This is a genomic window from Agrobacterium vitis, assembly GCF_037039395.1.
Taxonomy (GTDB): domain Bacteria; phylum Pseudomonadota; class Alphaproteobacteria; order Rhizobiales; family Rhizobiaceae; genus Allorhizobium; species Allorhizobium vitis_E.
In genome coordinates, this window is sequence record NZ_CP146242.1 from 1,017,914 (window position 1) to 1,039,137 (window position 21,224).

19 protein-coding genes are annotated in these 21,224 nt (G+C 57.6%); 3 read left to right on the top strand and 16 right to left on the bottom strand.

Annotation, left to right across the window (positions count from 1 at the left end; translation table 11 throughout):
* Window positions 1-18: 18 nt before the first annotated feature.
* Window positions 19-693, bottom strand: coding sequence for a DJ-1/PfpI family protein (locus V6582_RS07415; protein ID WP_337739258.1), 675 nt, complete (start codon window positions 691-693; stop codon window positions 19-21).
* A 188-nt stretch (window positions 694-881) separates the two neighbouring features.
* Here V6582_RS07415 and V6582_RS07420 point away from each other — a divergent pair, with 188 nt between their 5' ends.
* Together V6582_RS07420 and V6582_RS07425 are read left to right on the top strand one after the other, a co-directional pair.
* A complete protein-coding gene (locus V6582_RS07420; RefSeq protein ID WP_156631910.1) occupies window positions 882-1,829 on the top strand; it encodes a GlxA family transcriptional regulator in 948 nt (315 codons plus the stop codon).
* Between the two features lie 284 nt (window positions 1,830-2,113).
* Window positions 2,114-3,373, top strand: a complete 1,260-nt coding sequence (locus V6582_RS07425) for a 2-hydroxycarboxylate transporter family protein (RefSeq protein WP_197434381.1) — start codon at window positions 2,114-2,116, stop codon at window positions 3,371-3,373.
* Window positions 3,374-3,430: 57 nt separating this feature from the next.
* On the opposite strand, the gene V6582_RS07430 is transcribed toward V6582_RS07425, so the two are convergent.
* From V6582_RS07430 to V6582_RS07460, 7 genes are all read right to left on the bottom strand, one after another.
* Window positions 3,431-4,840, bottom strand: coding sequence for a tlde1 domain-containing protein (locus V6582_RS07430; protein ID WP_156631911.1), 1,410 nt, complete (start codon window positions 4,838-4,840; stop codon window positions 3,431-3,433).
* Between the two features lie 607 nt (window positions 4,841-5,447).
* Entirely contained in the window at window positions 5,448-5,855 is a 408-nt protein-coding gene (locus V6582_RS07435) for a hypothetical protein (protein WP_156631912.1), read from the bottom strand.
* Between the two features lie 138 nt (window positions 5,856-5,993).
* Window positions 5,994-7,082 (bottom strand): ABC transporter ATP-binding protein, encoded by a 1,089-nt coding sequence (locus V6582_RS07440; RefSeq protein WP_156631913.1) that lies wholly within the window; start codon window positions 7,080-7,082, stop codon window positions 5,994-5,996.
* A gap of 77 nt (window positions 7,083-7,159) precedes the next feature.
* Window positions 7,160-8,812: an alpha-glucosidase gene (locus V6582_RS07445; protein WP_156631914.1), complete on the bottom strand. Its 1,653-nt coding sequence runs from the start codon at window positions 8,810-8,812 to the stop codon at window positions 7,160-7,162.
* Window positions 8,813-8,888: 76 nt separating this feature from the next.
* Window positions 8,889-10,034, bottom strand: a complete 1,146-nt coding sequence (locus tag V6582_RS07450; protein WP_156631915.1) for a carbohydrate ABC transporter permease — start codon at window positions 10,032-10,034, stop codon at window positions 8,889-8,891.
* Between the two features lies 1 nt (window position 10,035).
* Window positions 10,036-11,046 (bottom strand): carbohydrate ABC transporter permease, encoded by a 1,011-nt coding sequence (locus V6582_RS07455; RefSeq protein WP_337739259.1) that lies wholly within the window; start codon window positions 11,044-11,046, stop codon window positions 10,036-10,038.
* 86 nt (window positions 11,047-11,132) lie between these two features.
* Window positions 11,133-12,491, bottom strand: a complete 1,359-nt coding sequence (locus V6582_RS07460; protein WP_337739260.1) for an ABC transporter substrate-binding protein — start codon at window positions 12,489-12,491, stop codon at window positions 11,133-11,135.
* A 303-nt stretch (window positions 12,492-12,794) separates the two neighbouring features.
* On the opposite strand from V6582_RS07460, the gene V6582_RS07465 reads away from it, so the two are divergent.
* Window positions 12,795-13,823, top strand: a complete 1,029-nt coding sequence (locus V6582_RS07465; RefSeq protein WP_337739261.1) for a LacI family DNA-binding transcriptional regulator — start codon at window positions 12,795-12,797, stop codon at window positions 13,821-13,823.
* A gap of 1 nt (window position 13,824) precedes the next feature.
* Here V6582_RS07465 and V6582_RS07470 read toward each other — a convergent pair whose 3' ends face one another.
* The 8 genes from V6582_RS07470 to flhA form a co-directional block, all read right to left on the bottom strand.
* The gene (locus tag V6582_RS07470; RefSeq protein WP_337739262.1) at window positions 13,825-14,724 is read right to left on the bottom strand and encodes a bifunctional methylenetetrahydrofolate dehydrogenase/methenyltetrahydrofolate cyclohydrolase; all 900 of its coding nucleotides are present in this window, start codon (window positions 14,722-14,724) and stop codon (window positions 13,825-13,827) included.
* A gap of 153 nt (window positions 14,725-14,877) precedes the next feature.
* On the bottom strand, window positions 14,878-15,807 hold the full coding sequence (locus V6582_RS07475; RefSeq protein WP_234889675.1) for a WecB/TagA/CpsF family glycosyltransferase: 930 nt from the start codon (window positions 15,805-15,807) through the stop codon (window positions 14,878-14,880).
* Between the two features lie 256 nt (window positions 15,808-16,063).
* A complete protein-coding gene (locus V6582_RS07480) occupies window positions 16,064-16,594 on the bottom strand; it encodes a hypothetical protein (RefSeq protein WP_156631918.1) in 531 nt (176 codons plus the stop codon).
* On the bottom strand, window positions 16,594-16,959 hold the full coding sequence (locus V6582_RS07485; protein WP_015914976.1) for a hypothetical protein: 366 nt from the start codon (window positions 16,957-16,959) through the stop codon (window positions 16,594-16,596). The genes V6582_RS07480 and V6582_RS07485 overlap by 1 nt, the downstream gene beginning before the upstream one ends.
* 173 nt (window positions 16,960-17,132) lie before the next feature.
* Entirely contained in the window at window positions 17,133-17,732 is a 600-nt protein-coding gene (locus tag V6582_RS07490) for a rod-binding protein (protein WP_337739263.1), read from the bottom strand.
* A 32-nt stretch (window positions 17,733-17,764) separates the two neighbouring features.
* The gene (locus V6582_RS07495; protein ID WP_156631919.1) at window positions 17,765-18,178 is read right to left on the bottom strand and encodes a hypothetical protein; all 414 of its coding nucleotides are present in this window, start codon (window positions 18,176-18,178) and stop codon (window positions 17,765-17,767) included.
* A 170-nt stretch (window positions 18,179-18,348) separates the two neighbouring features.
* Window positions 18,349-19,101, bottom strand: coding sequence for a flagellar biosynthetic protein FliR (gene fliR / locus V6582_RS07500; protein WP_156631920.1), 753 nt, complete (start codon window positions 19,099-19,101; stop codon window positions 18,349-18,351).
* On the bottom strand, window positions 19,098-21,188 hold the full coding sequence (gene flhA / locus V6582_RS07505) for a flagellar biosynthesis protein FlhA (protein WP_156631921.1): 2,091 nt from the start codon (window positions 21,186-21,188) through the stop codon (window positions 19,098-19,100). The genes fliR and flhA overlap by 4 nt, the downstream gene beginning before the upstream one ends.
* Window positions 21,189-21,224: the final 36 nt, after the last annotated feature.

Below are 21,224 nucleotides of genomic sequence, written 5' to 3' on the forward strand. Positions count from 1 at the left end.
GCCGTGTCATTTAAGGAATTATGAAGCAGTCATCAGGTGAACAATGTCCTGCCGTTGCTTCAGCGTTGCCGCCAGATTTTCGCGCACCCTGGCGACGATGGCAGCCGGTGCTGTTTCCGGCGTTCCCGCCTGAAAGGGGGGAGCGGGCGCATATTCCAGAGCCAGCTGAACCGTTTGGGCCACATCCTCGCCGATCAGGGCCGCAAGAACGGTCAGGCCAAAATCAATCCCGGCCGTGACCCCGCCTGCCGTTATAACATTGCCATCGGTGATGATCCGGCCCTGCGTCGGAATTGCTCCCAATGGAGCCAGCAGGTGTTTTGACGCCCAATGACTGGTGGCTTTCTTACCTTTCAGCAACCCCGCCGCCGCCAGCACGAGCGATCCCGTGCAAACAGAGGTGACAAAGGCTGCATCTGGGGCTTTTTCCCGAAGGAATGTCAGCACATCCTCATCTTCCATCAAGGCATCAATGCCTTTCCCGCCCGGCACGCAAATGACATCCAATGGTGGGCAATGGGCGAAAGTCACTGTTGGCGACAATGGTAAACCCGTTGCAGACATGATCTGCGCCAGGTCTTTCCAGATCAGATGCACGACAACATCCGGCGCAGAGGCAAACACCTCAAATGGACCCGTCAGATCCAGTTGCTGAACATTCGGAAAGACGAGAATTCCGACATGAAAGGTCACTTTTCACTCCTTGTGGAAAGCCGCCCACACGGGCATGGGCAGGGTGAACGCAGCGCATTTTCGGCTTTGACACAAACGCGCTCGTGAAGGGTCAACACCGCGAGAGTGTCGCTCGAGGATTGACAGAGACACCCTAGCTGAAAGACACTTGGCAAAATTGCCAACAATCACTCGAATTCTGCCAATCCATGCGTATCATCGAAATCCTCGGCTTCGAGAATGCCCAGTTGCTCGACATCACTGGCCCGTTTCAGGTGTTCGCCACCGCCAATGACGAATTGCGCCTGTTGGGAAAGCCTCCTGCCTATCAGCTCCGCCTGGTTGCAAAGACCGGGCAAGTGATCACCCATTCGGGCCTTGCCATTGCCAGCCAGGAACTTGCGAAGGCAAATCAAGCAATCAACACGCTGATGATTGCCGGTGGTCGGGGCGTTAATTCCGCCTGCTGTGATGAGGACATTCTGGACTGGATTCGCGCCAAGGCCGCCCATGCCCGCCGTGTTTGCTCGGTCTGTAGTGGTGCGTTTTTGCTGGCTGAGGTTGGCTTGCTGGACGGGCGTAAAGCCGTCACCCATTGGAACCGCTGTGCGGAGTTTTCCGAACGCTTTCCGCAGGTCAAACTCGACCCGGACCCGATCTTTCTTCAGGATGGCCATATCTGGACATCCGCCGGCGTCACTGCGGGAATTGATCTGGCGCTGGCTCTGGTGGAGGCCGATCTTGGCCGAAACCTTGCTCTTGCTGTTGCACGCGAATTGGTGGTCTTTCTTAAGCGACCCGGCGGACAGTCGCAGTTCAGCACCATGCTGGCTTTACAGCAAGGGAGCGACCGGTTTGACGCTTTGCACAGCTGGATTCTGGATAATCTGCGTCGTGATCTGTCGGTGGAAACGCTCGCCAACCATGTTCATATGAGCACGCGCAGCTTTTGTCGCCATTACCTCAAATCCACCGGACGAACGCCAGCGCGGGCCGTGGAAGAAATAAGGGTGGAAGCAGCAAGACGTCTGCTGGAACAGGGTGTCAGTGTTGCTCAAACACGGCTGCGCTGTGGGTTCGGCGCGGATGAAACCATGCGCAGAAGCTTCTTGCGTATGCTCTCCACGACCCCCCAGGCTTATCGCGAGCGGTTTTGAAGCAGCGGCAGGGCGTATTCCCTGGGAAAATATGCCCCATGGCATCAGGACTTTTTTAATTTACCTTTGCGGAGGCTCCTATAAAACGAAGCCCAGACGTTAGACAGGAGTTTATAGTGCCATCAATTTTCGATAGCGATCAACATTCAGCTGCTTCCCAGGCCGATAAAACATCCGAACGACTGCAAGGCAACACTCCCACTCAGCACGATGACCGCCCCCCCAACTCAACACCGGCTGGCGCAATAAATGGCTGGCGAGAACAATGGTGGCGGATCGTCGATATGAAAATCGGCGTCGTTCCCGTTCCAATTTATATTCTTCTCTTCGTGCTGATTGCCGCCTTCGCTGCCACCGGCAAAGTGCCCTCCGACCTGACCATGTCGATTGCCATTCTGTCGTTTGGCGGCTTCTTCTTCATGCAGCTCGGCCGTTGGCTGCCATGGCTCGGCATGATGGGGGGAGCGGCGATCCTGTGTTTCGTGGTGCCGTCCGCCATGGTGTTTTACGGCCTCATCCCGCCGCCGGTCGCTGAAGCGATCAACAGTTTCGTCAAGAGCTCCAATTTCCTCTACATGTATATTGCCGCCATCATCGTCGGCAGCATCCTCAGCATGGATCGGAGCGTGCTGATTGCCGGGTTTTTCAAGATTTTCGTGCCTTTGGCGATCAGCTCGATAACCGCCATGCTGGTTGGCACCCTGGTCGGCGTGATCATGGGGATGACCTTCGAGCACAGCCTGTTTTTCGTCGTCCTGCCCATCATGGCCGGGGGCTTGGGCGAAGGCGCAATCCCGCTGTCCATGGGCTATTCCGGCGTTCTGTCTCAGCCGCAGAACGAGATTTTCGCGCAGATTATTCCCGTCGTCATGCTGGGCAGCTTCACAGCCGTGGTGATTTGCGGGCTGCTCAATGTGCTCGGCAAACGCTATCCTCACCTCACTGGCGAAGGCCGGTTGCAGGCGGGCCTGCTGAATATCGACATTAACGGTAAAAAGCCGGGTGAACAGCCGGTCGACCGCGCGATGATTGCAACGGCAGGCGTCACCATCGTCACCTTCTATCTGGTGGGTGTTCTCGCCCAGCGGCTTCTGGATTTTCCAGCCCCGATCACCATGCTGTTTCTGGTGGTGATTGCCAAGCTGGGTCAATTGGTATCGCCAAGCCTTGAAGACGGCGGACGAGAAGTGTACGCGTTTTTCTCGCGCATCGTGACCTGGCCCCTGCTGTTTGCCATGGGCATTTCCTACACGCCGTGGCAATCCTTTATCAGCGCCTTTACCCTGCAAACGGTGGTTACGGTGGTCAGCACCGTGCTGACATTGATCGGCACCGGATTTCTGTCCGCCCGCCTCGTCAAGATGTTTCCCATCGATGTCGCCGTTGTGGTTGGCTGTCACAGCGGCCAGGGCGGCACTGGCGATATCGCCATTCTGACCGCCGCCAACCGGATGAGCCTGATGCCATTTTCGCAGATCGCCACCCGCATCGGCGGTGCCATCACGGTCACCTGCGCCATCCTGGCCTTCCAGCATCTGGTTTGAACGCGAAAACGCCGCGCTGTTGGCAGCGCGGCGTTTTCGACTCAAAGGTTGCTCGTATTACAGCTTTGCCATGTATTTCGGCAGTTCGGCCACGGTCGGAACCACGATCAGCGTCTTGATGTCGCCGCGCTTGTAGGCGGCCAGGAAGCGCGGATATTCCTGGAACACCACGCAGCCACTGGAATCGCCACGTACCCGCAGCAGGAATGTATGGGTAAGGAAGCCATCGCGGCCATACATATTGTTGCCGCCAACCGGCGTCATCCGCAAGGCCTCGACACCATGGAACAGGCTTTCACGCAGGGTCAGCCGATAGATATTCGGTGGGGTCGCACCACGGTTCTTGATGTGGACGGAGCGCGGATTGTCGCGATTTTCGCCGCGACCGGAATGCGCCACCAGCTTTTCGCCATTGGGCATATAGACCGTGGCGCTGGAAATATCATAGACGGCGACACCGCTGCCGCGACCGGGCAATGAGGCACGCTTGCGGAAGATCGACGGGCTTTCATCATCGTCCATCACCTCCTGCGAGCGGGCATAGGCCATCACCGTCTTCGGCGCGGTTTTTTCCGGTGCGGATTTCAGCGGAATGGTCTTCGGCTGCGGCCGGGCGGAGGTGTCGGCATCTGTTTCAGGCTTGGGCGCTACCAGGACTTCGCGGAAAGGGTCGCCCTTGGGCCGGTTGATCGGCGCCGGCACCACATCCGGCAGCATGGCCACCTGCATCGGCTTGGCAGCGGGCGGTTCGGCAGAGGCAATAGTGGTCGGGCCAGCTTGCGACGGAGCGACAGGTTCGCGGCTGCGGTCGGCGACCATAGCGGTTGCGACCGGCTGCAATTGCGCGGACAAGGGCTGGTTTATCTGGCCAAGGGGCGGCGCCGTCTTCAGGATCGCCTCAGCAACCTGCTGCGGCGGCATCACGGTTGGTTGGGCTGGCTGCTGGGGCTTTGCCGCTGCGGCCTCGGCAACCTGGCTGCCCGTATCATTGCTCCAGCGTTGCGCCAATGCCCGCTCGGCAATGGAGACGGCCAGCGCCTGTTCAAGAATTGCGCGTCCGGCGAGGTCAAGCGGTCTGGAAACCGGAGTGGACAGGGCCGCGATTTCGTGGCGGACCTGCGCCATCTTTTCCTTCACCACCTGGGCAGATCGGACTTCGTCCCGCCTTACCGCCGCGACAGGCGGCTTTGGCAAGATCAGGCAATTGCGGAATTCCGCTGCCATATCCCTCGAAAAGGGAGCAGAGACAGAGGCCTGTGAAAACCCGACACCGTGCAGAGTGCCGAATGCCACGGCGACCCAAAGACCGGCGGCAAGGCTACCGCCGACAAGCGCCGCGCCGGACATCAGCCTGGGAACCAGGACGGATTTTGCGCGCCCTGAGCTTCCGGTGCCCGACTTGCCAGTGATGGACCTACCGTTGCCGGGCCTGCCAGTGCTGGGAAAGAAATCGACCGCGAACGCCATACTCACAACTCGTACCCAAACAGCCGGTCAGCGGCTGGCGGCTCAACGCCGCAACTTTTTACCAAGGCTGGAGGATATCCACGCATCCCCGCCTTCAAGAGATTGCAACTGTCTCAAATGCATGCCGCGCCTGAGACCGTCGCCCTGAAGATCCGGTCCAGAAGACCCAGTCCGTCAGCAACGAGAACCGACTGTCTTTAAAGGATGAAGAAACTTGGTAACCAAAGGGTTTACAAAACCCGGTTTTTATCATCGCAATGTCTCATATTCGCGCGAATAGAGGAAACGCCACGGATTTACGGCATTTTTAGCGCTACGCGCAGCAGCAGGCCTTTCGGGCGGAACTGATCGAAACTCCCGTAAAAGACGTAGGGCCGGACTGTCAGGACGCCCAGCGCATCGAAATGGTCCTGCGCCGATCTTCAATAATATCAATTACTTAGAATGTAAAAAGGGTAATGGATACCCCATCAGGCGGCCAGAAACTTCTCCCGGTGCAAACAACAAAACGGGGAGCTAATGCTCCCCGACAACGCGTCTGATATTTAATTTTTGGTACGCTACCGTACAAAAGATTTGCTGGCGAAAATTGCCTCGCCTACTGTCATTACCAGGTGCGGACATCCAGAACCCGGTCACGATGGGCCGGATGGGTGCTGAACACGAAAATCCGATCCAGTTCCTTCTGGGTCAACAACCGCAGAAAACGAATCTCGGCGGTATTGTTGGAAAAGGTCTTCATCAACAGGCCACCCACTTTATTGATGCGGGCATCGGGAATGTCCAGATAGAATTGCTTGGGAAGATTGAACTGCGTCAGGAGGGAAATGACGGCGCCACTTTGAGAAATACGGATGATGTCGCAGCGGCGCGACGCCATATGGCTCATGCCTTTCTCGGTATATTCCAGACGCCCGGAATTCATGGTGTCTTCCATGCGAAACCGGCCTTCCCGGTCATACATGAAGGACTCTTCCCTGCGCAGGTAATTTGATTGACCAGCTGCCGTACTCATAACGCTTACCCCATTCACGCCCTCACTGGACACAGGCTAGGGGAACGAGCTTAACAGAAAATGGAGAAACCGGCTTGCCCACCCCCTTGGCGAGCTTGCCTTTTTTACCATAGTTAATGCATAGGAAATCAAGCGCGATTAACGCTTGTAGCTTTGCCCCTGCGCATCAAAAAGATGTAGCTTTTCACCATCTGCCGCAAAGCGAAGCCGCTCGCCCCTGGCAACCTTGGCAATGCCCGGCAGTTTCACCACCACCGGCTGCCCTTCGACCGGGCCGTCGACATAGAGCATCGTCACCTCACCCAGGGCCTCGACCAGCGAGACGGTGCCTTCAAACAGCGCCGCACCTTCGGCGGCAATGGTCAGATCCTCCGGCCTTACCCCGAAACTGGCCGCCTTGCCCGCATCCTCCGTGGGAACGGCAATCGGCACCGACAGGGTTGAGCGATCCTTGAGCGCTATGCGCGTTTCAGACCCGGCCTCGACAATGGTGGCCGGCAGGATGTTCATGGCGGGCGAACCGATGAACTGGGCAACGAACAGATTGGCGGGCCGCTCGTAAAGCTCCAGCGGCGCGCCGACCTGTTCGATCCGGCCTGCCGACAACACAACGATCCGGTCAGCCAGCGTCATCGCCTCGACCTGATCATGGGTGACATAAATCATCGTGGTATCGGACATCTGCTCGTGCAGGCGGGCAATTTCAATCCGGGTAGCGACACGAAGGGCTGCATCGAGATTGGAGAGCGGTTCATCGAACAGAAAGACTTTCGGATCTCGGCAGATCGCCCGGCCAATGGCCACGCGCTGGCGCTGCCCCCCCGACAGCGCCTTGGGCAGACGGTCGAGATAGGGTTCCAATTGCAGGATGGCGGCGGCGGCGCGCACCCGCCGCTCGATTTCCTGTTTGCTTTCACCGGCGATCCGCATGCCGAAAGCCATATTGTCATAGACGGTCATATGCGGGTACAACGCATAGGACTGGAAGACCATGGCGATGCCGCGCTTGGAGGGCGGCACGTCATTGACGATCTGGTCATCGATGCGCATCTCGCCGCTGGTAATGTCCTCCAACCCGGCAATCATCCGCAAAAGCGTGGATTTGCCGCAGCCGGACGGACCGACAAACACCACGAACTCTCCCTTGGCGATTTCAAGGTCGATGCCATGCAGCACCTTGACCTGTCCATAGGCCTTGCGAATGTCTTTCAGGACCAAGCTTGCCATTGTCCTCCCCCTCCTCAGTTTTGGATCTGTCCGGCTCGCCATGAGCCGGACAGGTGACCGTTTGTTAGTTTCACCGTTTAACCGCGACCGAACCAGGCGCCCCAGGCTGGAAGGCTGATCTTGCCGCCTGCGACACTCCCGGCAAAACCATGGCCCTCCAGGGCCTGCCAATTTCCATCCGGCAAAGACAGTTCAGCCGGTTCGGCCGACATATTGAAGCCGCACAATACTGTATCGCCGTCCAGGCTGCGGGAATAGACGAGGTCGGTTTCCGTCACCGTATGGAAGGCGATCTCGCCCTTGATCAGCGCTGGCTGCGTTCGGCGGAAATGCAGGAAACGCCGATAGTGTTCCAGCACGCTGTCATCATGCCCCTCCTGGACATGAACGGCGTTGAGGCTGTGCTCGACCGGGATCGGCAACCATGTCTTGTCGGCGGCGCTGAAACCGGATTGCTTGGCCAGCGTATCCCAGACCATCGGCGTGCGGCAACCGTCACGACCTTTGAATTCCGGCCAGAATTCGATGCCATAGGGGTCCTGCAGGTCCTCGAAGGCGATATCGGCTTCGGTCAGCCCCAGTTCCTCGCCCTGATAGATGCAGACCGAGCCACGCTGGGTCATCAGCAATGCGGCCATCTGCTTGGCGAAGGCGGCACGGTCGGCGACATTGGCGCCCCAGCGGCTGACATGGCGCACCACATCATGGTTGGAAAAGGCCCAGCAAGCCCAGCCCTCAGGCGCGGCATCCTGGAAGGCCTTCTGGGTATTGGCGACCAGCGCTGGCGTCACAGGATCGGGCGCGAGGAATTCGAAGGCATAGCACATCTGCATCTTGTCGCCGCCAGACGTGTATTGCCCGGCGATTTGCAGCCCGTATTGGCTGTCGCCGACTTCACCGACGGCGGCAATCGCTGGAAACTCGTCCAGCACGGCGCGGAAGCGCTTGAGGAATTCCAGGTTTTCCGGCTGGTTCTTGTCGAAGATATGCTCTTGGAAATTATAGGGATTGACCGCCGGTGCCGTCGCCGCATTGCGCCGTTCGGGGTCGAGCGCCGGATTGTCGCGCAAGGCCAGGTCATGAAAGTAGAAATTGATGGTGTCCAGACGGAACCCGTCCACGCCACGCTTCAACCAGAACCGAACAGCATCCAGCACCGCCTCCTGGACATGCGGATTATGCATGTTGAGATCGGGCTGCGAGGTCAGGAAGTTGTGCAGGTAATACTGCATCCGGGTCGGGTCCCATTGCCAGGCGGACCCACCGAAAATCGACAGCCAATTGTTCGGCGGCGTGCCATCCGGCTTCGGATCGGACCAGACATACCAGTCGGACCTGGCATTGAAGCGGCTGGAACGACTTTCGACGAACCATGCATGCTGGTCTGACGTGTGGGAGATCACCAGGTCGATCATCACCTTGATGCCGAGGCGGTGGGCTTCGGCAATCAGCGCGTCGAAATCGTTGAGCGTGCCGAACATCGGATCGACATCGACGTAATTGGACACGTCATAACCAAAGTCCTTCATCGGCGAAGTGAAGAACGGTGAGATCCAGATCGCATCGGCACCGAGGCCTGCCACATGCGGCAGACGGGCGGTGATGCCTTTCAGGTCGCCAATGCCATCGCCGTTGGAATCCTGGAAAGAGCGGGGATAAATCTGATAGATGACCGCGCCGCGCCACCAGTCCTTGTCCGGCATTGCGACACTATCGGAAGCAGCAGTCATGAATGTCTGTCCTCTTGGAAATTTTGGCCTGTTGGAGATTTAGGGAGGGAGGGAAAACAAGCCGTCGAAAATGCGATCAGCCACCCTTGACGGAGCCGGCCAGAAGACCGCGCACCAGATAGCGTTGCAGCACGAAAAACACCAAAAGCGGCACGATAATGGTGATGAAAGCAGAGGCCGTGAGAATTTCCCAATTGGCGCCACGCGAGCCGAGCAGGTTGACGAGGCGGCCGGTCAGCACCAGTTCCTCATTGCCGGTCCCCAGAAACACCATGGCGACCAGCAGGTCGTTCCAGGTCCACAAAAACTGGAAGATCGCGAAGGACGCCAGCGCCGGATAGGACAGCGGCAGCACGATCTTGATGAAGATCTCGAAATCGCTGGCACCATCGACCCGCGCTGATTCCATGATTTCACGCGGCAATCCGGCGATGTAATTGCGCAAGAGATAGATGGCGAGTGGCAAGCCAAAGCCCATATGCGCCAGCCAGATGCCAAGATAGGTCTTGGACGGCACCCCGAAAAACGCCCCGACATCATTATAGATCCGCAGAAGCGGGATCAGCGACATTTGCAGTGGCACGACCAGCAGGCCGACAATGCCAGCGAGCAGCAGCGAGCGACCGGGAAAGGGCATCCAGGCCAGCGCATAGGCGGCAAAGGCGGCCACCAGAATGGGAATAATGGTGGCGGGAACGGCAACCGTCAGCGAATTGATGAAGGATTTGCCGATGCCCTCGGCATTCAACACCGTGCGATAGTTGTCGAGGCTGAAGCGCGGCGGCTGCTCGGCTGTGAAGAAAATCCGCTGGCCACGCGATCCCTCGAAAGATGCATTCGAGGTCAGCTTGAAGGTGCCGTCTGCGGCCACCGTCAACGTTTGGCCGTCCTTGAGCTGGGCCGCAGCACCCGCTTCGAATTCCTCCGGCTTCAGGCTGGATGTGCCGAAGGCACTGATCGTGCCGGACCCGCCTTCCAGCACATTGCCGGATATCACGTAAGTTCCGCCTTCCTGGCGCTGCGTTTCGGCGCCGGGGGCGCGAAAAATGCCTTTCTGGCTGGAACTGGTCAGCGCCGTCCACCAGCCGGAAGCGACGATCTGGTTCTTGTCGCGCAGCGAGGTGACCAACAGACCGATGGTCGGAATGGTCCAGACCAGCACCAGCAGCAGAACCGTCGTATGAACAGCAATATTCAGCGGAGAGAGAACCCGTGTGCGCATCTCAATGGCCTCCCATTTCCCGGCGTGCATTGCGGATATTCCAGATCATGATCGGCACCACCATCAGCATGATCACCACGGCAATGGCAGCCCCTCGCCCGAAATCGCCGCCGCCTCGGAACATCCAGTCAAACATCAGGTTGGCGAGAACCTGGGTCTGCCATTGGCCATTGGTCATGGCCAGCACGATATCGAAGACCTTCAGCACCAGGATAGTAATCGTCGTCCAGACTACGGCAATCGTGCCCCATATCTGCGGCACCTTGATCTTCATGAAAATCTGCCAGGGATTGGCGCCATCGATCACCGCAGCCTCGATGGTTTCCTCGGGAATACCGCGCAGGGCCGCCGACAGCAGCACCATGGCAAAGCCGGTTTGAATCCAGATCAGGATGACCATCAGGAAGAAATTGTTCCAGAACGGCAGTGAAATCCATACCTGCGGCGTACCGCCGAACCAGACGACAATGGCGTTGAGAAGGCCGATCTGCTCGGCATTCGCGTCGCGGTAATCATAGACGAATTTCCAGATGACCGAGGCACCGACAAAGGAAATCGCCATCGGCATGAAAATCAGTGACTTGGCGATATTGCCCCACCAGATCCGGTCGGTCAGGGCCGCAATAACCAGACCGAACAGGGTGGCGCCGGTCGGCACCACGATCAGCCAGAGGATATTGTTGAAGATCGATTCCCGGAATTCACGGTCGAAAATCATCCAGCGGTAATTGTCCAGACCGACGAACTGGGTGCCGGACCGGTCGTAAAGCGAATAGGTAATCGACGAAAACAGCGGATAGACCAGATAGATACCGAGCGACAGCAGCGCCGGGCCGAGGAACAGCCAGGGCCTGATCTGACCTGCGATCCGCAGATTGTGCGAAGCGCGGGAAAGATCCGGGATATTGGAGGGAAACAGCCGGTCGAGAATGAAGTTCGACCCGAAGAAATAGGCCAGCGCCGCACCCACGCCGATAACGATGGTAATCGATGCGTATAAAAGCTGTTCCACGGACCCGGCCTCCCAACCCGTCTTATCGATATGGATGCCCGGGTATCGCAGCTGATTGAGGCTGCGATACCCGGGCGATTGCAGCGTTATTTCAGGCCGTCCCAGGATTTCTGGATGCCCTTGGCGACTTCGTCGGCGGATTTTCCACCGGCATAATCGACCATGGCGGTCCAGAACGCGCCCGCACCGATCTTGCCCGGCATCAGGTCGGAACCGTCAAACCGGAACGTCGTGGCGTCGAGCAGGATCTTGCCCTGTTTCTTCAAGGGGTCGTTGGCATAGGTTTCCTGGTTGGCCGCCTTAAAGGCGGTCAGGAAGCCGGATTGCGCCATCCAGACCTCATGGGCGATCGGGGTCTTGATGAAGTCGATAAAGGCACGCGCGCCAGGCGAATCCTTGGTGATCATCGCCAGGGTGCCCGCCCCTTCCACGGGATTGCCGAGTTCAGGCTTGCTGGCATAATTCGGAGTTGGGAAGAAATCGACGTCCTGACCAACGACCGTGCCCTGCGGGAAGAAGGATGGAATGAACGATGCCTGATGATGCAGGTAGCATTTCGGCGGGGAGGTAAACAGGCCCTTCGGGCTATCGCGGAAATCGGTAGATGCCACGCCCGCCGCACCGCCATCGACGAATTTCGGATTGCGCGAGAACCAGCCATAATCCTCGATGGCCTTCACCACTTGCGGATCGTCGAACTTGATCTCGTTCTTCACCCATTTATCGTAGACATCAGCCGGATAGAGCCGCAGCATCATGTCTTCGACCCAGTCGGTCGCAGGCCAGCCGGTCGCGCCGCCGGAACCGAGCCCGATGCACCACGGCGTGCCGCCATCGGCAGCGATCTTTTCGGTCAGTGCCTTCAACTCTTCCATCGACTTGGGCACATCATAGCCCGCATCCTCGAAATTCTCAGGCACATACCAGATCAGCGACTTGATATCGATCTTGTAGGGGAAGCCATAGATTTGCGGCTTGCCGTCCTTGCCCTTGAAGGTGGCAAGATCAACCCAGGACTGACCGGCGGAGAAATTGTCCTTCAGCCATTGTCCATTCTCCTCACCCAACGGCGTCAAGGCACCCTTGGAGGCGAGATCGGCGACCAGACCGGGCTGGGCGAGAATGGCGACATTGGGCGGGCTGCCCGCCTGGGTATCGATGACGATCTGCTGCTCGTAATTTTCCGAGGAGGAATATTTCACATCGGCGCCAGTGGCCTGGCGGAAATAGTCGAGCACGCTTTCAAACAGCGCCTGGTCTTCGCCACGCCAGGGGCCGAAAATCGTGATCGTCTGGCCCTTCAATTGGTGAGACTTGGAAAACTCCTCATAGCTCTTCCAGTTGAACCTCGCATCTTCGCCCGGTTTGAACTTCAGTTCGGCGCTGTTTGCGCCGCCTGCAACCAGGCATAAAGCGGCAATCCCCATAAGCAGATGTTTTTTCACGAAAGTCCTCCCTTTTCCCAATGCCTGTTTCCAATGGCCTGTTTCCCGAGCCGGGGTGATCCTGCCATCACCGTTATCCAGCTTCCAAAGCGCTTTGGTGAGCAAACATCTCCATTGCACGTGGCAGAGTCAAGCCTTTTCAAAAAGACGAAACCATTCTGTCTCCTTAAAAATGGAGCAGCGGCCGGTTTGGGAAAGGGATTGGGTTTAAAAATAGATTTTCGATTTGCAGCACGCGCCTCTGCTGATAATTTGCAAGCGCTTTGGGCACGGGAGACCCGAGCGAAGGGAGACGTAAACCTCGTGAATTTGAAGCAATTGTCGCAGCTGCTCGGCCTGTCGCAGACAACGATCAGCCGGGCGTTGAACGGCTATCCGGAGGTCAATGAAGAGACCCGCCAGCGCGTTGCCAAGGCCGCTGCCGAGACCGGCTATCGGCCCAACCGCGCAGCCCTGCGGCTGGCAACCGGCAAGGCCGGGTCGCTCGGACTGGTCATGCCGATTTCCCCGGATCGCAGCTCCGACATCCATTTCGCGGAATTCCAGAGCGGGCTTGCCGAGACCTGTCTTCAGCATGAATTTCACTTTGTGATCATTCCGGCCCATCCCCAGGCGGAAGAGCAGGCCATTCGCGGTCTAGTCGGCAGCGGCGCGGTGGATGCGTTCTATCTTGCCTATCTCAGGGCCAGCGATCCCCGCATCGCCATGGCGAAATCGCTTTCGGTGCCCTTCATCGTGCATGGCCGCTCGCAGGGCATTGCCGAGGACTATCCCTATCTTGATATCGACAATGAAGGCGCCTTCCGGCAGGCGACGGATCTGATGATCGGGCTTGGACACCGTCGATTTGCGCTTTTGAACGGCCCTGCAGACCTCGATTTCGCCCTGCGCCGATTGCAAGGCACGCAAAAGGCGCTTGCAGCCGCAGGCCTTGCCCTGCCGCCTGAGGCAATCAGCCATACGCTGATGACCGACGAATGGGGCTACCGGAAGATGAGCGCCCTGCTCCATCAACCGGAGCGTCCGACCGCCGTCCTCTGCGCCAGTACGGTGCTGGCGCTAGGGGCTGTGCGGGCCATCAACGATGCCGGGCTGACGGTGGGTCAGGATATTTCGCTGGTCGCCCATGACGACGACCTGCCGCTGTTGAAACCGGAGCATTTCCGGGTGCCGCTGACCACGACACGCTCATCGCTGAGAGACGCTGGCCGGCGGGTGGCGCAACGGCTGATCGCCGACATCGCCCAGCTCCCGGACGGGCCTCCCCTCCAGGAAATCTGGCAGGCTGAACTGGTGATCCGGGCCTCGACCGGCCCGGCGCCTGGAAAATGACTCAGAATTTCGGCGGCTGCTTGCCTGCGCCACGATAGGCCGCGATCACCGCATTGGCCATCAGCATGGCGATGGTCATCGGACCGACACCGCCGGGAACGGGGGTGATGGCAGCAGCTTTGACGGCACATTCCCCATAGGCCACGTCTCCGACCAGCTTGGTCTTGCCCTCGCCCTTTTCAGGGGCCGGAACACGATTGACACCAACGTCAATCACCGTGGCACCATCCTTGATCCAATCGGACTTCACCATCTCGGCGCGGCCAACCGCCGCCACCAAAATATCCGCCTGGCGGGCCAGAACCGATATGTTCCGGCTGCGAGAATGGGCAATGGTGACGGTGGCATTGGCATTGAGCAGGAGCTGCGCCATCGGCTTACCGAACAGGTTGGAGCGACCAATGACCAGTGCATTAAGGCCGGAAAGATCGGTACCATGAATTTGCCTTACCAGCAGCATGGCGCCTGCCGGGGTGCAGGAAATGATTCCCGTTTCCAAATCGCCGGTCGCCAGCTTGCCAGCATTGACGACATGCAACCCGTCGACATCCTTTTGTGGAAGAATGGATTGGATGACGCGTTCGCTGTCAATATGCTTGGGCAATGGCAGCTGCACCAGAATGCCGTGAATAGCTGAATCATCATTCAGCGTTTGAACAAGGGCCAGAAGCTCCTGCTGCGATGTCTCTGCCGGCAGTTTATACTGAACGGAATTGAAACCGCATTCCTTGGCCATCCTGCCCTTGGAACTGACATAAACATGACTGGCCGGATCATCCCCTACGATCACCACGACAAGACCAATCTTGCCGCCGGTGTCCGCCTCGAATGTCGCCGAACATGCTTTGACTTTGTCAAGAACAGATGCCGCGACCTGCTTTCCGTCAATCACCGTTGCCACGCTAGGTTTCCTCTCGCTGAAAGGCATAGGAGCCATCTCACTTCTGGCTCATGGGACAACGCTAGCTATCACTGCCGTCTGCGCTTTCAAACGCAAAAACACGGGCTGGCATCAAAAAATCATCGTAATCGGTGAAGGCTGGTTGATATGCGGTTACTGTTGCGCGTCCGCCTTGTCGCGGCGGGCCGATAGCTTGAAGCGCAGCACATGCAAGAGGAAGACCGGAATACCGATCAGATACCGCCGCCACAACCGGCTCGGCTCCCGTGTCAACCGGTAGAGCCATTCACAGCGGATCTTGCGCATCCATTGCGGTGCGCGCGGCATGGTGCCCGAGACAAAATCAAACAGCGCGCCAACCCCGAACACCACGCGCGCATGCTGCGGCTTGATATGCTGGGCAATCCATTTTTCCTGCAAGGGGGTGCCCATGCCGACCAGCAGCACGTCGATCTTGGCATCTTCAAGCCGCTCAAGGATGATCGGCAGTTCCTCACTATCGAAAAAGCCGTCGGCCACCGGTACGAATTCATGCCATGGCGCATGTTTGCGGAAACGAGCGACGGCACCCGCCAGCACGCCGGGCTTTGCGCCGATCAGGCCGATACGGCGCGGCTCTTCCATATAGGTAAACAGTGCAGGCACGAAATCCGTACCGTTCAGATTGGCCGCAAAGGGCTCGCCATCGATGATGCTCGCTGCCAGATCCATGCCGATCCCATCAGGCAGGACGATATGTCCTTTAAGAACATCGCGATAGGCGGCGTCCTTGAGCATGATATTGATATTGTTGGCATTCAGGAAGGACACCTGTGCGTGCGCGCCAGGCGTTGCCGCATATTGAGCGATCAGGCTAAGGCCGGAAACCCAGGAGAGATCGAAGACCGGCATGCCGAACAGGATCTTTTTCGGGGCAATCTGCTCTGCGGTTGAAATCAGGTTCATCGGGTGGAACTCATCATCATGATGGAGGCGACCCCAATCTCCGGCCAGATCCTGGCGAACCCTATGAATAAGGCGCGCCGTGCTGATCTGTTCATCAGCATCTGCGAGAGGGGCTTTGCGCGTGGTAACTGTGTTCATAAACATGACAAGCCAGATTGAAACCATGCGCAGAATAACAGGCAGGCATAAAATCCGACTTAAGTAGCCCGCTAGAAATACAGGCTTTTCGTTTATACTTCGTTTACCGCAATCGCTCCAGCCATGTCTCTCATAAGAAGGCGCGAAGATGTGAACCGCATCCTCGCCCTCAAAGGATTTCGAATATCTCAACGCATCAAACGCTTGAAATAGTCGAAACCGGAGCAGGAACCGCCATCGTCAATGGCCGTTCGTGTCAATGCGCAGGCGCTGCACTTTCCGGTGCCTTCTCTCCTTCAACGATCTTGACCGCTGGCAGCAGCTTCGGTTTGCCGCCACCGCCTTCGCGGATATCGTCCTTGCCAAGGAAGTCCAGTTGCTCGATCAGCACGTCATTGATGACATCGCTGCCGAGGCGCTTGTTGATGCCGGTCTTGATGGCCTGCTTGAACGCCTCGACATCGAGCTTGGTCGATTTCGACAGATCAACCATCGAGTTGCCGACCAGCAAGGTAAACAATTGGTCTGTCATCAGTGCCGTCATCGGCATTTGCATGGCGCCAGCTTTTTCCTTGTCGACCATGAAGGAGAACCGGCCGATGAAATAGCCTTTCACCTTGCCGTTCTCGAGAAATGGCACAGTGATGGCTTCGCCGCGCACCACCTCAGTCGGCGGTCCCTTGACCACTTCGACCGGCGGCGGCGCGGTGGCCACCTGGATGGAAAAGTAGACGGCGACGAGAGCGACGATGCAGGCCCATACGCCAGCAATGACAATCTTGACCATTAATTTTCTCTGTAGAGAAACTGTTCCTGGGAATAGGTACCATCATTATCGGCATCCTGAACGGCGCTGCGCAGAATATCGGCCACCGCGCGCACGGCATCCAGATGCGCCTCGACCCGTCTTGCGTTCAAGGCCAGCTTTTTCTTCAGCCCATGCATCTGCTCGACATAATTGATGGCAATTTCCTTGGGATCGGTATCGCGAAACAACATTGTCAGTTCGTAGAGGCACCGGCTTTTGTGGGCGTTCGAGACCTTGAAATCAAACTGCGGATCATTGCCGATTCGATGATTCTCGTTGTCGACAATCATTTCGAGACGACCGAGAACGGTCTTGATCCGGTAGTCGTTGGACACATGTTCCATGAAAAATCTGTTCCTTGAATTCCGACCGCCAAGCGCCTGCGCTGTGGCGCCGGGGCTGGTGTCACTTTTAATCTGCGCATATTGTCAGGATGAGCCCAGTCGCAAGGCAGGCATCCCAAGGCATGTGGAAAATCATGCCTCGCTTACGAACTATGTGCCTTACGGCGACAAGATCAGACTGTGGCTGCGCCAGAAAAAGGCGCCTTTACCGTGTCGGTTGCGTCCTCGGAACCCGAAAGGCCGAGTGACTTGCGCTCGATCTCGTCAAGCCGCATCTGCGCCATGTTCTGCTGAGCGGGGTCTGTCGTGGCGTTCTGGGCGCCCTTGTTGCGCAGTTTCGCCATTTCATCGGCATACATCTGCTTGGCAATGCCAACACCACCACGCTCAGAAATGGTATTGCCGATCTGCTCGGCCATCATGCTCTTCCAGATTTCACCAGCATTGCCCTTGCCAAAAACGGCTTCGCTATCTTTGGGCAGCATGTTGGAAATGAAATTCTGCAACACGATACCTTCATATTGCCGGTAGGGCTTGGGGATATCGCTCGCCTTGATCGTATTGGTGGCGCGATTGGCCAGCCCCGCCTTGGTGGAAGCGCCGTCGTTCAAAGTGTTCATCGCCACTTCGAAACCAGCGCTTTTTTCGTTCAGACTGGCAGCCTGCACACTGGCGCGGGCCGATTGCAGCCTTTGCTGGGCCTCTGCCATGGCAGACGGCTCGGCCGCCCGCACAACATCCATAACAAGATCGCTTGGAGGAGAAATAGCCACGGTGTTCGTTCCCTGAAAATCAACTGGAACCACTATCTCTCGTGAAGCTTGCTGGAGGCTGGTGTGGCAAATGTCAGGTCGATCAGGTCCTGAAGCGCTTCGTCCTCGGCCTCGCGGTCCTCGTGTCCGCGCGCCTCGAGCATCTTGTCTTGCAGACGTTCCGCCTTGGTACGCTGGCGCAGAACCTTGTTTTCCTGCACCCGCTGCACATCGGCCATGCGCCGGTCATCGCCCGAAAGCCGGTCGAAGCGGTCCGCATAGGATTGGGCAAACAGCCTATGCACCGGGTCCATCGAACCCAGAGCCTCGATCACCCGTTCGAGGCCAGCGGCGATTTCCTGACGCTGGCGCGCGGTCTCGACGAGATCGTACTCGGCGATCTTTTCCAGATGCCGCTGCACGGCCACCAGCCGCTTCAATTTCCTGGATTTCTTATCGGGTCCCATGACACGGCCTCATCGAGAGCATCGCACTCATCCCTGGCATCCTTGGCTCTGTCATATCAGTGCCCCTCTCATGCTAGAGCATCTTCGCTTTTGAAGATTGAAAATCTCTAAGTTTTTGCTTCTACGCATTTCCGGACGCAAAACCGCGCAACACTTCTTCCGGACAAACTCTAATGCCCCAGGAAGATCGGTATGAAAGCATCGGCAAACTGGCGCATCATCACCCCGATCGACCAATAGACCAGCAGCATTCCCCCGGTGATAAGATAGGGGGTGGAGATGTAATAGACCGGGATCTGCGGTGCCAGCTTGTTGACCAGGCCAACACCAAGATTGAACATCAGGCCATAGATGATGAAGGGACTGGAAAGCCGCAGCATCAGCATATAGGTCCGCGAGGCAGTATCCGTCAGCGTTATCAGCATTTTCTGGGTATCTGGCACGCCGCCCATCGGCATGACCGTATAGCTGTCGATCAACGCCCGGAAGATGACATGGTGAAAATCCATCATGAACAACATCATCAGCCCGCAAAAGCTGATCATGTTGGTCATCTGGTTTTCGGCGCCGTCTTCCAGAACATCCGCCGTGGCCGTGCTGTTGAAACCGATCATCATCGTCAGAATCGCACCGGCAAATTGCAGGCCCAGCGTGAAAAATCGGGTAATCAGCCCAAAGACCGCGCCGATCAGCGTTTCCGTAAAGATCAGCGCGACGAAAATCGAGCCCCCGCCGCTCACCCTGGGATAAACCGTATCCCAGACGAGCGGCGTGCAGGCAATGGAGACCGCAAACGCGACCAACAGGCGGATCTGGGTGGGAATGCGCGAGGAGGCAAAGCCCGGCATGGTCATGAAACAGGAACCGATACGGCAAAAAACCAGGAACACCGCCAGTACCGATCCTTGCGGATCAGTGATCATGAAATCGATCCCAGAATCTTGATTTCGATGCCCTTGGCCAATTCGACATGTGATAGCACCGGCAGGGTTGCAAACAGGCGTTCAATAATCATGCGCACATAAGACCGCGTTTCCGGCGACGTGACAAGCACGAAAGGCAGGCCGCGGTCCATGAATTCACGGATAACCCGGCTTGCCTGTTCGCTGAACTCTTCCAGCGACCGCGGGTCGATATCGAATTCGACAACCTCGCCCTTGTTGTCGCGCTTGAGGGCCTGGTGGAAGACCAGATCCCATTTGCTGCCCAGACGCAAGACCCGCAGCACGCCATTGTCGGTCAGATCGCCGCACAATTGCTGCGCCATTCGCACGCGCACATGCTCGACGATCTGCTCGGTCTTGCGTACATGCGGCGCCAGTTCGGCCACGGCCTCGAGGATCAAATGCAGGTTACGGATCGACACCCGTTCAGCCAACAACAGTTTCAGCACGGCTTGCAAGCCGGAATAGGACATATGCGAGGAGCAGATTTCGTCTGCCAGCTTCTTATATTCAGGATCGAGCCGATCGATCAGGATTTTCACGTCCTTATAGGACAAGAGCTGCGGCAGATTGTTGCGGATAACCTCGCTCAAATGAGTCAGAACGACAGAGACATTGTCGATTGGATGGAAACCTTCACGCTTCAGATCTTCGGTAAAGGCTTCCATGATCGACACGGCTGGCATGCCAAAGGCGGGTTCGCGAATTTCGTCGCCGGGAATGCGCGGCTTGCGGCCATTGCCGGTGACAACAAGCACTTCGCCAACCCGCAACAGGTTCGAGGCGATGGTCGTGCCGTGGACCCGAATATGATAAGACTTGTCCGGGATGGCGATATCATCCGTCACCTTGATTTCAGGCACGACAAAACCGTATTGGCTGGCGAATTTCTTGCGCATCTTGCCGACGCGGAAAGCAAGTTCCTGATGCGAGCCAAGCAGGCGGGTAGAAACCAGCTTGCCGAGCGCCAACTCGATCTCGGAGGTTTTCAGCACGCTCTTGACCGAATCCTTTTCGGCTTCCTTGTTCTGAATAACCTTCTTTTCCTCGACCTGGCGCTTCGCAAGGTTGACGGCTTCCACCTGGCGGGGAATGTACCAGCTGCCGAACGCCATGATGCCACCCAGGATCACGAAGGGCAGCAAGGGCAGGCCCGGAATGATCGCCAGAAGGAACATCAGACCGGAGGCAACCGACAACGCGCGCGGATAGCCGCTCAGCTGGTTGATGACCGCTTCGTCCGTGGACCCGGCATTGCCGCCACGGGTGACGAGCAGGCCGGCGGCGAGCGAGACGATCAGAGCGGGAATCTGCGAGACCAGACCATCGCCCACCGAAAGCTTGACGAACACATCGGCTGCTTCGCTGATCGGCATGCCATGGCGGAAGTAACCGATGATAATGCCACCGAAGATATTGATGGCGGTGATGATCAGACCAGCGACCGCATCGCCGCGCACGAATTTCGAGGCACCGTCCATGGCGCCGAAGAAGGAGCTTTCCTGCTCCAGTTCCTTGCGCCGGCGTTGTGCTTCGCTTTCCTCGATGATCCCCGCCGAGAGATCGGCATCGATCGCCATCTGCTTGCCGGGAATGGCATCCAGCGTGAATCGGGCGCCGACTTCCGCGATACGGGTGGCACCCTTGGTGATGACGATGAAGTTGACGGTGACCAGGATCGCAAACACGATCAGACCGATCACGAAATCGCCGGACATGACCAGGTTGGCAAAACCGGCAATGACACTGCCCGCCGCATCATGACCCTGATGACCATGCGACAGGATAACCCGGGTCGTCGCGATATTCAGCGACAGGCGCACCATGGTCGAAATCAGAAGAATGGTCGGGAAAGAGGAGAAATCCAGCGGCCGTTGTATCCAGAGCGACACCATCAGGATCAGAACGGAAAGGGCAATGGAAAACGCCAGCCCCATATCGATCAGGAAGGGTGGGATCGGCAGAAAGAGAATGCAGAGAATAGCGACAATGCCCATGGCAAAGCCGATTTCTCGGCCGCGATTATTGGCAATTGTCGGAAGTGAGGTCGTCGGTGCTTGCGCCATGTCCTGTTCCGTCTCTTCATGAGAAGGCTGGCGGAA